The sequence below is a fragment of the Nonomuraea sp. NPDC049378 genome (assembly GCF_055586745.1).
This window is the reverse complement of record NZ_JBVJHP010000028.1, coordinates 106,983-118,139: the sequence shown is the minus strand read 5'-3', so window position 1 is coordinate 118,139 and position 11,157 is coordinate 106,983. Positions and strand designations below refer to the sequence as shown.

The 11,157-nt window shown below is 69.4% G+C and carries 12 protein-coding genes; 6 read left to right on the top strand and 6 right to left on the bottom strand.

The features are described 5' to 3' along the window. The 3 genes from ACZ6SA_RS42755 to ACZ6SA_RS42745 all read right to left on the bottom strand — a co-directional run. A partial coding sequence (locus ACZ6SA_RS42755) for a DUF742 domain-containing protein (protein WP_132601579.1) occupies window positions 1-377 on the bottom strand: 377 nt, incomplete at its 3' end. Window positions 378-415: 38 nt separating this feature from the next. Beyond that, the gene (locus ACZ6SA_RS42750; RefSeq protein WP_132339573.1) at window positions 416-838 is read right to left on the bottom strand and encodes a roadblock/LC7 domain-containing protein; all 423 of its coding nucleotides are present in this window, start codon (window positions 836-838) and stop codon (window positions 416-418) included. Beyond that, window positions 835-3,591, bottom strand: coding sequence for a sensor histidine kinase (locus tag ACZ6SA_RS42745; RefSeq protein ID WP_465834793.1), 2,757 nt, complete (start codon window positions 3,589-3,591; stop codon window positions 835-837). Before ACZ6SA_RS42745 ends, ACZ6SA_RS42750 begins: the two co-directional genes overlap by 4 nt. A 608-nt stretch (window positions 3,592-4,199) precedes the next feature. Here ACZ6SA_RS42745 and ACZ6SA_RS42740 point away from each other — a divergent pair. The 5 genes from ACZ6SA_RS42740 (at window position 4,200) to ACZ6SA_RS42720 (ending at window position 8,867) form a co-directional block, all read left to right on the top strand. Then, complete coding sequence (locus ACZ6SA_RS42740; RefSeq protein ID WP_347649966.1) at window positions 4,200-5,201, top strand: ABC transporter substrate-binding protein; 1,002 nt, start codon at window positions 4,200-4,202, stop codon at window positions 5,199-5,201. Beyond that, on the top strand, window positions 5,198-6,013 hold the full coding sequence (locus tag ACZ6SA_RS42735) for an ABC transporter permease (RefSeq protein WP_465834790.1): 816 nt from the start codon (window positions 5,198-5,200) through the stop codon (window positions 6,011-6,013). Before ACZ6SA_RS42740 ends, ACZ6SA_RS42735 begins: the two co-directional genes overlap by 4 nt. Then, on the top strand, window positions 6,010-6,816 hold the full coding sequence (locus ACZ6SA_RS42730; RefSeq protein WP_347649968.1) for an ABC transporter permease: 807 nt from the start codon (window positions 6,010-6,012) through the stop codon (window positions 6,814-6,816). The genes ACZ6SA_RS42735 and ACZ6SA_RS42730 overlap by 4 nt, the downstream gene beginning before the upstream one ends. A gap of 158 nt (window positions 6,817-6,974) precedes the next feature. Continuing rightward, a complete protein-coding gene (locus tag ACZ6SA_RS42725) occupies window positions 6,975-7,745 on the top strand; it encodes an ABC transporter ATP-binding protein (RefSeq protein ID WP_347649969.1) in 771 nt (256 codons plus the stop codon). A gap of 285 nt (window positions 7,746-8,030) precedes the next feature. After that, window positions 8,031-8,867 (top strand): DUF4429 domain-containing protein, encoded by an 837-nt coding sequence (locus ACZ6SA_RS42720; protein ID WP_347649883.1) that lies wholly within the window; start codon window positions 8,031-8,033, stop codon window positions 8,865-8,867. A 10-nt stretch (window positions 8,868-8,877) separates the two neighbouring features. Here the strand turns inward: ACZ6SA_RS42720 and ACZ6SA_RS42715 are convergent, their stop codons facing one another. Next, window positions 8,878-9,642 (bottom strand): SDR family NAD(P)-dependent oxidoreductase, encoded by a 765-nt coding sequence (locus ACZ6SA_RS42715; protein WP_347649882.1) that lies wholly within the window; start codon window positions 9,640-9,642, stop codon window positions 8,878-8,880. A 54-nt stretch (window positions 9,643-9,696) separates the two neighbouring features. On the opposite strand from ACZ6SA_RS42715, the gene ACZ6SA_RS42710 reads away from it, so the two are divergent. Further along, window positions 9,697-10,047: an ArsR/SmtB family transcription factor gene (locus ACZ6SA_RS42710; RefSeq protein ID WP_465834787.1), complete on the top strand. Its 351-nt coding sequence runs from the start codon at window positions 9,697-9,699 to the stop codon at window positions 10,045-10,047. 141 nt (window positions 10,048-10,188) lie between these two features. Here ACZ6SA_RS42710 and ACZ6SA_RS42705 read toward each other — a convergent pair whose 3' ends face one another. Both ACZ6SA_RS42705 and ACZ6SA_RS42700 read right to left on the bottom strand, forming a co-directional pair. Continuing rightward, on the bottom strand, window positions 10,189-10,719 hold the full coding sequence (locus tag ACZ6SA_RS42705) for a GTP-binding protein (protein ID WP_347621886.1): 531 nt from the start codon (window positions 10,717-10,719) through the stop codon (window positions 10,189-10,191). Window positions 10,720-10,747: 28 nt separating this feature from the next. After that, a complete protein-coding gene (locus ACZ6SA_RS42700) occupies window positions 10,748-11,152 on the bottom strand; it encodes a DUF742 domain-containing protein (RefSeq protein ID WP_226898832.1) in 405 nt (134 codons plus the stop codon). Between the last annotated feature and the right edge of the window lie 5 nt (window positions 11,153-11,157).

Sequence of the window (11,157 nt, the reverse complement as noted above, 5' to 3'; positions counted from 1 at the left end):
AGCCTGCGAAGTCCACTGAGCACCCTTTCCAGCAGGTTGACGTCCGGCCTACCCTCATCCAGCTGCGGCTGGTGCACGCGGACCAGACCTTCGGCGGCCATGTCAGCGATCAGGACCCGTACGACGCCCAGGGGGATCCGCAGCAGGGCCGACACCTCCGCCACCGACCGGACCTGCCGGCACAGTTGGCTGATCGCCTGGTACTCCGGCGTGATGTGCGAGAACTCCCGCTGCTCGGCGGTCGCCGAGGACACGAGGGCCTCCATCGCCAGCTTGACCCGCGGCGCCGTCCGTCCGCCTGTCACCGCGTACGGGCGGACGGGCGACGCCGGGTCGGGACTCAGCGGCGACTGGGACTGGGGCTGAGGCGGAGGCACCCAGTCGCCGCTGTTCCATCGGGGGTCTGTCACCTACGTCACCTTGTCTGGCTGGCGCGCAGCTCCGCACGCACAGCCGGAGTCAGCACCTGACCGGCGCGATCCACCATCAGCGTCATCTGGTACGCCACCAACCCCATGTCACAATCCGGAGCCGCCAACACAGCCAGACACGAACCATCGCTGACCGACATGATCAGCATCAACCCACGCTGCATCTCCACGATCGTCTGATTGACCGCACCCCCCTCGAACACCCGCGCCGCACCCTGCGTCAAACTCACCAGACCCGACGCGATCGCCGCCAGCTGATCCGCCCGATCAGCCGGAAAACCCGACGACGCCGCAAGCGGCAACCCGTCGGACGAAACCACCACCGCGTGCGCGACCCCGGGAACGGTGCTGACGAAGTCGGTGATCAGCCAGTCGACTCCGCGTGCCGCGTGACTCAGGTCTCTCATGCGTCCTCCTCCCTGTTGTCGTCCGCTGGGCCAGAGGGGAACGCCCTGCCCTCGCTGATGTCATCACGTGCCGCCCGGAACCCCTGCTGGAAGCTGGAGAGCCGGTTGCGGATCCGGTCCGGCGACACCGACGGCATCGGCGTCACTCCCTTCGGCGACGACGAGGTGTCCGCCGATCCGGGCACCAGGTTGGCCTTGGGCACCCGCTTGGGCAGCCCGGCGGCCGTCGATCCATTACGCACAGGCTCCACCGCCGCTTCCGCCGCACTCCAGCCTTCGTCCGCCTTGGACGGGCCCCAGCTCGCGCCGCTCCCGTCGCGGCCGAACCACGCGGACTCGACGGCGGCGAAGATCGGCAGGTAGTCGTCCCCGCCGGAGGCGGGCGGGGCCGCCGGGATGGACCCCGACGTGCCCGGATCCGGGTCGTGGCGGTCGAACCCCGGCCGCTGCGGCGGCATCGTGTCGTTGCTCCAGCCGCCCGGCGGGCGCTCGGGTCCTGGCCGTCTGGGCAGGCCGCGGTCGCCGTTCAGCGCGGGGCCCCGGTGCGGGCCGCCCGAGTTCCACACGTCGGCCCCGTCGTAGCCGAGCGGTTCCTGCGGCCAGCCGCCGGGCTCGGGCTGCCAGGGAGCCGACGGCGGCCAGTTGCCGCCCTGGTCCGGGTTCGACGGGAAGGACGGGTGGCCGGGGCCGAGCTGGTACGGGGGCTGCGGCCAGTCCACGGCCGGCGGGGCCGGATGCGGGCCGGAGTACGGCTCGTCCCTGGGCCCGCCGCTCGCCGCGCCCGCGAGGGCGGGAGGCTGGTTGCCGGAGAACGCGGAGGGCTGGTTGCCGGAGAAGGACGGCGTGCCGGTGAGGGGAGGCGCCTGCGTGCCCAGCATGTTCTCCGGGATCAGCACCATCGCGGTCAGCCCGCCGGAACTGTGGGGGCGCAGCTGCACCCGGATGCCGTGGCGGTGCGCCAGGCGGGCGACCACGAACAGGCCCATGCGCCGCGACACCGACACGTCCACGGTGGGCGCGTCCGTCAGTCGCTCGTTCGCCTGGGCCAGTTCCTCCTGCGTCATGCCGATGCCGGAGTCGGTGATCGACAACATCACGCCGCCGCCGTCGATCCTGCTGCCCGACACCGTCACCCGCGTCTCGCGCGGCGAGAACGACAGGGCGTTCTCCACCAGCTCCGCGATCAGGTGGATGACGTCGTTGACCGCCTGACCGGCCACCGACACCCCGTCGGGCACCTGCAACACGACCCGCTCGTAGTTCTCCACCTCCGACAACGACGCGCGCGCGACGTCGACCAGCTTGACCGGCTGGCTCCAGCGACGCGGCGGGTCCTGTCCCGCCAGCACCAGCAGGTTCTCGCTGTTACGCCGCATACGCGTGGCCAGGTGATCCAGCTTGAACAAGTTCCCGAGCCGCTGCTCGTCCTGCTCACCCTGCTCCAGACCGTCGATCAACGTGATCTGCCGCTCCACCAGCGTCTGGCTACGCCGCGACAGGTTCACGAACATCGCGTTCACGTTGCTCCGCAGCCGCGCCTCCTCGCCCGCCAGCCGCACCGCCTCACGGTGCACCTCGTCGAACGCCCGCGCGACCTCACCGATCTCGTCGTGCGTGTCCACGCCGATCGGGTCGACCGGCGGGACCGTTCCTTCCCCGCTTTCACGCAGCTCACGTACGGTGCCCGGCAGGCGGTTGCCCGCGATGTCGAGCGCCTCGCCGCGCAGCTTGCGCAGCGGCCTGATCAGCGAGCGGGCGATGAGCGAGATGATCGCGAGCACCACGAGCAGCAGCACCAGGATGAAGCCGCCGGAGATCAGCGCCGAGCGGTTGGCGCTCTCCTCCAGAGCCCTGGCACGCAGGATGACCGAGGAGGACAGCTCCTTCTCCACGGTGCGCAGCGCGTCGATCTTGCCGGTGCTGACCTCGACCCACGTGGCCGCGTCCTGGGCGGGCCGGCCACCGATGCTCAGGTCCTTGCCCTCGGCCGCCTGCGCCATGGCCCGGAGCCTGAACAGGTCGGTCTGGTCGACGTCGTGCCCCACGACCGTGTTGCGGTAGAGCTCGAGCTGTTCGAGGTTGGCCAGGGTGGCGAACAGCGTCGTCTCGCTCTCCTCGCGCGACTTGGCGTCGGTGAGCGCGTCGAGCTCGCCGCTGTCGAAGCCCTTCCTGTCCAGCGCGCTGGCCAGGATGCCGCGCTGCTCGGACGCCTGCTCCTTGGCCCTGGCGATGGCGGCCCGCGAGCCGGCGCTGCGTGACACCTCGTCGTCCACCGCGACCTGGCCGACCTGGTCGTGGAACTGCAGCAGGGCCGCGATGATCTGCGAGTACTTCTGGATCATCGGCAGGGGCTGGATCTTCCCGTTGACCGCGGTGTCGCGTACCGTCCGGATCTCGTCGAGCCGGCGCAGCACCGGGCGTACGGCGTCGGCGTGGGTGTCCGTGATCGCCGCCGCCCGCTCCTTGGCCTCCTCGATGTGGCCGTTCACCGCGCTGTAGGTGGTGCGCAGCTGGGCTTCGCGGTTGTCGGGACGGCCCTGGGCGATGAAGAGCGCGGTCTCGTCGCGTTCGAAGGACAGCTCGTGCGTGACGGTGCCGAGTTGCTGGCTGAACTCGGCGACCTCCCTGAGGGTCTGATAGGTGTTGGCGTCACTGAGCGAGGTGATCACGTTCAGTCCGCCCAGCCCCACGGCCACGGCCGTGGGAACGACGATCAGCGCGACGAGCCGCGACCGTACGTGCCAGTTGCCCAATCCGAACCTTTTCGAGGTCGGCTGAGACAACCGTCGCTTCTCATGCCCGTGCGGCTCGCGGTCGGCGGAAGCTTCGGCGCTCTGCGTTCTCACTTGCCTTCGCAACCTCTCGCCTGAAGGGGAAATTCTCGGGGGCCGTGCAGGTTATTGCAGGTGGGGCAATATGTACGTCCAGATAAGCGCCATTTGAGCACAGGGGTCGCCAAGGGCCAACCACCACTAGTGCCCGTATGGGGTGTTTATCCCCCAGTGTCCAGAAAATTCGACAGAATCGGTAGATGGCCTCTCATCAGGAGAAACAGGCAATAGAGGGCCGTCCGCGGGCCACCCCTTGACTCGCAGAAAAGATCGAATAGTATGCACCATCAGTTACTGTTGCCTCGCGTTCACCTCCAGTCCCAAACCGGACAAACATTCGGGCGGGTATCGGTCACCAGAATTTCACGATAGAGCCCGAAACAGACATTGCAACCACAAGTGTTGTTCTCGCGATAATGACCACTAATTTGGTGCTACGGTCGATCTCTGTTGTGCGTCAGGCACGCAGCCCGCCGGGAGCAGAAGCCCCCCGGTTTCCCCCCTGGCTCCATCTGAAGGGAGTCCCTGACATGAGGCTTGGCCGTCCCGCCAGGACCGCCATCATCGGGATCGCTCTGATACTCGGTGTAGTCGCGTGCAGCACCGGCGGCTCAACGACCGCCGGCGCGCCATCGTCCGCACCCGCCAACGGCGGCCTGGAGAAGACGGAGATCAAGGTCGCCACCCTGCCCGCCATCGACAGCGCAGCCCTCTACGTGGCCATCGACCAGGGGCTCTTCGAGAAGGAGGGCCTGGAGGTCACCCCGCAGGTCGTCCAGGCCTCCCCCGAGGCCATCCCCATGATGCTGAACGGCGAGATCGACGCCATGTTCGGCAACTACGTCTCGATGTTCGCCGCCCACGACAAGGGCTCGCTCCAGTTGCGGATCCTGGCCGAGGGTTCGCGCGCCTCCCCCGACTCGCTGAGCATCATGGCGCTGCCCGACTCGCCCATCAAGGCGCCGAAAGACCTCGAAGGCAAGACGATCAATGTGAACGTCCTGCACAACTTCCAGGAACTGGCGCTCACGCAGGTGCTCAAGGCCAACAACGTCGATCCGGCCACGATCAAATACGTGCAGGTGACGTTCCAGAACATCATGCCCTCCTGGAAGGGCGGCCAGATCGACGCCGCCTACCTCGGCGAGCCGATGGTCACCGCCGCCACGGCGTCCATGGGCGCCCGCAAGATCCTCGACCCCGCATCCGGCCCCGCCGCGGAGTTCCCGATCTCCGGCTACGTCAGCACGCAGGAGTGGTACGACAAGAATCCCAAGGTCGCCGCGGCGTTCCAGCGAGCCATCCACAACGCGGGCAAGCTGATGGAGAACAACCGTGAGGTCGTGGCCAAGGTGCTGCCGACCTTCACCCAGATCAACGCCGCCACGGCGGCCACCGTCACCTTCCCCTACTTCTCCAGCAACGACAATCCGGTCCGCCTCCAGCGGGTGGCCGACTGGATGCTGGAGGCCAAGTGGCTGTCCAAGGCGATCGACGTGAAGACCCTCATGTCGCCCACCACGTCCGGGTGAGCGCGCAGACCCAGTCCCGTGCCCGTCCGGCGTCCACGACCACCCGATGGTCGCGCCGGGCGGCTGGGGCGCTCGCCTTCGCCGCCCTGATCGAGCTGACAAGCCGGACGGGCCTGGCAGATCCGGAGTTCCTGCCGCCGGCCACGGAGATCGTCGGGCGGGCGGTCACGTTGTCGGCCGATCCCGCCTTCCTCGGGCACGCCCTGACCAGCCTGCTCGCCTGGGCGATGGGGCTGGGCATCGCCGCCGCCATCGCGGTGCCGCTCGGCCTGCTGCTCGGCAGCGTCCCGATCGTCGACGCCGCGATGCGGTCGGTCGTGGAGTTCCTGCGGCCGATCCCGTCGGTGGCGCTCATCCCGCTGGTGGCCCTCGTCATCGGCACCGGGCTCCAGCTGCGCGTCACGCTGGTGGTCTACGCCTCGCTCTGGCCCATCCTCTACAACACGATGTACGGCCTGCGCGGCGTCGACCCGCTGGCCAAGGAGTCGCTCAGGTCGTACGGCTTCGGCCCTCCGGCGGTGGTGCTGCGCGTCTCGCTGCCGTCGTCGGCGCCCTTCATCACCACCGGGATCAGGCTGGCCGCCGGGGTGGCACTCATCCTGACCGTCAGCACCGAGATCGTGGCCGGGCGGGGTGAGGGCATCGGCGTGTTCATCTTCTTCGCCGGCATCGCCGTGCCCGCGCGGATGGTCGACATCCTGGCCGGCGTGTTCTGGGTCGGCCTGTTCGGAGTCGTGGTCAACGCGCTGCTGGTGGCCGCCGAGCGGCGGGCGTTCCGCTGGCACCACGCGCAGCTGGGAGAGCGGCCATGAGGCGCGGAGGGCTGGGCACGGCGACGTTCCGCTGGGTGGTGCTGCTCGTGCTCGTCCTGGTCTGGGAGGCGGCCACGCGGGTGGCGGGCAGCACGTTCTTCCCGCCGCCGAGCGCGATCGTGACCCGGATGCACGCCATGTGGTTCTCGGGCCCGCCGGATGCGTTGTTCCTGACCGACGCGGCCGTGGAGAACATCCTGCCGAGCCTGGGCAGGATGGCCGCGGGGTTCGCGGGGGGCGCGCTGGCCGGGGTCGTGCTCGGGCTGGCGGTGGGGCTGTCCGCCAGGGCGTACGACTATCTCGACGGGGTGCTGCAGTTCCTGCGCGCGATCCCGCCGCCCGCGCTGGTCACCGTCTTCCTCGTGGTGTTCGGGTTCGGGCTGCGGATGCAGCTGGCGTTCATCATGTTCAGCATCGTGTGGCCGGTGCTGCTCAACACCGCCGACGGCGCCCGCTCGGTCGAGCCGCTGCACCTGCAGACGAGCCAGGCGTTCCGGCTGTCGCGGGCCGAGCTGCTGCTGCGGGTGGTGGTGCCGTCCACGCTGCCCAAGATGTTCGCCGGGTTGCGGCTGGCCCTGTCGCTCTCGCTGATCGTCATGGTCTTCTCCGAACTGCTGCCCGGCACCACCAACGGCATCGGCTTCCAGATCACCGACGCGTACTCCACGTTCGACCTGCCCGGGATCTGGGCCGGAATCGTGCTGCTGGGCGTGCTGGGATACTTGCTCAACGAGCTTTTCCTGGTCGCGGAGCGCCGGGTGCTCGGCTGGCACCACGCCGCCCAGCAACTGGCGGCTCCGTGAGCGTCCCCCATGGCGGTTGCGCCCGTGAAAGACTGAGATCACGTTCCCAATAGGTTACCTAACCGACATGTCCGGCAATTTACCCTCCGATAAAGTTGTCGTCCCCGGCTCCGCAAGAGCCGCCGTGCAATCCGCGGCCTCGCCCCCAAGGACATCCATTGCTCGAGATAGACAACCTCTCCCACGTTTACGGCGGCGGCAGCCCGAACGCGCACCACGCCATCGACGGGCTCAACCTGAGCGTCGCGGCGGGTGAGCTGCTGTGCATCGTCGGCCCCTCGGGGTGCGGGAAGTCGACGCTGCTGCGCTCGATCGCCGGCCTGATCAACCCGACAGGTGGCGAGATCAGGGTCGAGGGCGACGTGGTGCGCCAGACCCCCGACAACCTGGCCGTCGTCTTCCAGGACTACAGCCGCTCGTTGTTCCCGTGGATGTCGGTGGCCGACAACGTGGCGCTGCCGCTGCGCCGCAAGAACATGGACAAGCGCCAGCGCCGCGAGGCCGCCCACGAGGCCCTGGAATCGGTCGGGCTGCAGGACGCGGGGCGCAAATATCCGTTCCAGCTCTCCGGCGGCATGCAGCAGCGGGTGGCGATCGCGCGTGCGCTGGCGTACCGGCCGACTCTGATGCTGATGGACGAGCCGTTCGGCTCGGTCGACGCCCAGACCCGCGAGGACCTGGAAGATCTGGTGCTCAAGGTGCGCGGCCACCACCAGATGACGATCGTGCTCATCACGCACGACATCGACGAGAGCGTCTACGTCGGCGACCGCGTGGTGGTGCTCTCCAAGGCCCCGGCGCACGTGGTGGGCGACCTCAAGGTGGAGCTGCCCGCGCCGCGCGACCAGATCTCCACCCGCGAGCACCCCGACTTCGTGCACCTGCGCGCCGAGGTCGGCCGTCTGGTCCGCGGCCACGCGACCGTGTGATCATCCGCACGTCCGCGCCCCTTCTGCCCGCAGCCACGCGGACGTGCGACCATCCCTCTTCAGGGCCGCGTCCGGCCCTGGGGTCCGCAGCCACGTGGGCCGTGCGGAAAAACCGCATTCTTTACGGCTGGCGCCAAGGTCACGCCACACGCCGCACGTGGCTGAGCGCCTCCAGGGGGACGCCCGCTGACCCGCACGGGGACGGCCGCCGTCACGGCGTGCCTTTGACCGGGTTATGTGGTTGTACTCCGGCCGGTCAGCGCATGAAAGCTTATTCTGGAAGTCGTGGCGGATGTGCTGGCAGGCCGGGGCTGCTCGTGGGAGTTCGAATCCGAATTCCTGCGTATCAAGCCCGAAAGCGGAAAAGCGCCCAAACTTCTCTCCGAACTCGGCGAGCGGGTGGTGCCCCACGAGGCGATCGCCAAGGTCACCCTCACTCCAGGCAAGCGGGGCACCGTGGTGTTGCGGGCCGACCTCAGGCGTGGGGCCGACCCTCTGATGGCCGCCGCGGCCGGGCAACTCAGGGAGGCCGCCGACCCCTACCGGCTGGTGCTGCCGGCCGACAAGGAGTCGCTCGCCGACTACTACGCGGATGAGCTGCGCTCGGTCCTCACCGACCGCGGTCCGGCCACACGTTTCCTGGTGTCCCCTCCCGAGCCGCCACGTGCCTTCAAGGGCTGGGACGGCGCGGCGGCCTTCGACGGCGAGACCGTCACCCTCACCTGGTTCTGGTCGGGCGCGACGTCGGCCAAGTACGCGGCGGGCGACCAGCGCTACACCCCCGCCGACCTGGAGGGTGTCGACTGGCACACGCCGGACGGAGGGAGCGGGTGCCTGCGGCTCAGGGTGCGCGGGCGGCGACCGCCTCCCGAGCCCGACAAGGATCCCGCCGCCGTCGTGTTCGGGCTGGGCTGGGGTGCCACCCACAAGTCCCTTCCCTTCGCCGCCGCCGTCCTCGCCGCCATCCCCGCCCCCGAGCCCGTCCCCGCGGCGAAGACGCTCCCCTGGGCCGTGGCCGACGTCGCCGGGTTGATCGTCAAGCTCGGCGAGCTGCGCGACGCCGGGCTGCTGACGGAGGAGGAGTTCCGGGTCAAGAAGGCGGAGCTGCTCTCCCGCATCTGAGGGCAGAGGCTCACACGAGTTCCAGGCCGCCGTCGACGGTGAGGACCTGGCCGGTGATCCAGGTGGCGGCGGGGTCGGCGAGGTGCACGATCCAGGCGGCCACCTCGTCGGGCTCGCCACGGCGGCCGAGCGGGATGCGGGCGGCCTCGTCCTGCTTGATCTGCTCGACCGTGTCCTGGGGCAGCCCGGAGGCGGCCAGTGCCTCGCTCTCGGTCGGGCCGGGGGCCAGGGCGTTGACGCGGATGCCGTCGGGTGCGAGCTCCAGGGCCCAGCTGCGGGTCAACTGCTCCAGGGCGGCCTTCGAGGCGGCGTAGTGGGCGGCGCCGGGCAGCGGGCGGTGCCCGTACGTGCTGGAGACGTTGACGATCGCGCCGCGGGCGGCCTTCAGGTGCGGCAGCGCGGCGCGGGCGAGCAGGCTGGGCGCGGTGACGTTGAGCGCGAACAGGTCCCCGACGCGCTCGGCGTCGGTGTCGGCCAGCGCCATCATGGCGGTGGCGCCGGCACTGTTGACGAGCACGTCGAGGCGCCCCCACCGCTCGATCGCCGCGCCGACGATCGTTTCCGGCGCGTGCTCGCCGCGGACGTCGGCGGCGTGGACGGCGATGGCGGGGTGCTGGTCCGCGGTCTCCCGCAGCACGTCGGCGCGGCGGCCCACCCCGAGCACGTGCGCTCCGCCGCGGGCGAAGGCGAGCGCGGCGGCGCGGCCGATCCCCGTGCCCGCCCCTGTCACGATCACCGCTCTGCCCTCCATCCGGCCGCCTGGTCGATCGGTCACGACGTTCCCCCATGTTCGATGTTCGTGAAACGTCGAACAAGCTAGCATGGACGCATGCATAAGGCACATCATCCCGAGTTGGGCGAGATCGCACTGACCGAGGTGATGGCCGCGCTGAGCGATCCGATCCGGGTCGGGCTGGTGCGCGTGCTGGCCGACGGCCGCGAGCGCGGCTGGGGGCAGCTACGCGCACCGGTGGCCAAATCGACGCTCAGCCATCACCTGCGCGTGCTGCGCGACGCCGGGCTGACCCGCACCCGCCAGGAGGGCACCCGTTGTTACGTGACCCTGCGCGGGGACGACTTACAGGCCCGCTTCCCCGGCCTGCTCCAGGTCGTGCTCGCGGCGATGGAGATCGACGACGTGGGCTGCCAGGTCGGCCTGCGCGACGACGCCGATCGTTGACGCCCCGCTCCGGCGAGCGCGCGGCAACCTTCCGGCACCACCGCGGGATCGTGGAGCGGTCGGGGTTCCGGCCGGTCCGGAGCCGGGGCAGCAAGCGGCCCGCCACCCCGGTCAGGCAAGGGTGGCGGGCCGTCGAGCCGGCTAGACCGGGCTGTGCATGCGGCGGGTCAGGGCGTGCTCGACCAGCGTGATCAAGGTGCCTTTGACGGATTCGCGCTGCCGGGCGTCCAGCCGCACGATCGGGATGTGGCCGCCGATCGACAGCGCCTCGCGGATCTCCTCCTCCGCGTGCGCGAACTGGCCGTCCCAGCCGTTGATGCCGATCACGAAGGGCAGCTTGGCCTCTTCGAAGTAGTCGATCGCCGGGAAACTGTCGGCCAGGCGGCGCGTGTCGACCAGCACCACCGCGCCGATGGCGCCGCGCACCAGGTCGTCCCACATGAACCAGAACCGGTGCTGCCCGGGCGTGCCGAACAGATAGAGGATCAGGTCACGGTCGAGGGAGACCCGGCCGAAGTCCATCGCCACGGTCGTCGTCGTCTTGTTCGGCGTGAGCGAGACGTCGTCGACGTGCGCCGAGGCGTCCGTCATGACCGCTTCGGTGGTGAGCGGCAGGATCTCCGACACCGCACCCACGAACGTCGTCTTCCCCACGCCGAAGCCCCCGGCCACGACGATCTTCGTCGAGGTTAGGCCGGGGCTAGAGCCTGCGAAGTCCACTGAGCACCCTTTCGAGCAAGTTGAGGTCCGGCTTTCCCGCGTCCAGCGCAGGCTGGTGCACGCGGATCAGGCCCTCCGACGCCATGTCGGCGATCAACACCCGGACCACACCGAGAGGCTGGCGTAAAAGGGCGGAGATCTCGGCAACCGACCTGACGTTCCGGGTCAGCTGAATGATCGCCTGATACTCCGGACTAAGTAGGGAAATGTCTTGGTATTCCGATGTCACGGAGGACACCAGGGCCTCCATGGCGAACTTCATCCGCGGCGCGGTACGCCCCCCGGTCACGGCATAGGGCCGTACCAGGGAACTCGGTTTCTGCGGACGGGGAACCGCCGGATGCGGCGGGGTACTATCACCAGCCCAACCCTGACCTGACACCATGATCT

Bases quoted from the DNA above. Each gene is read 5' to 3' on its own strand.
- ACZ6SA_RS42750 (WP_132339573.1), bottom strand. From the start codon at position 838: ATGAGAGACCTGAGTCACGCGGCACGCGGAGTCGACTGGCTGATCACC.
- ACZ6SA_RS42710 (WP_465834787.1), top strand. From the start codon at position 9,697: ATGCATAAGGCACATCATCCCGAGTTGGGCGAGATCGCACTGACCGAG.
- ACZ6SA_RS42740 (WP_347649966.1), top strand. From the start codon at position 4,200: ATGAGGCTTGGCCGTCCCGCCAGGACCGCCATCATCGGGATCGCTCTG.
- ACZ6SA_RS42730 (WP_347649968.1), top strand. From the start codon at position 6,010: ATGAGGCGCGGAGGGCTGGGCACGGCGACGTTCCGCTGGGTGGTGCTG.
- ACZ6SA_RS42700 (WP_226898832.1), bottom strand. From the start codon at position 11,152: ATGGTGTCAGGTCAGGGTTGGGCTGGTGATAGTACCCCGCCGCATCCG.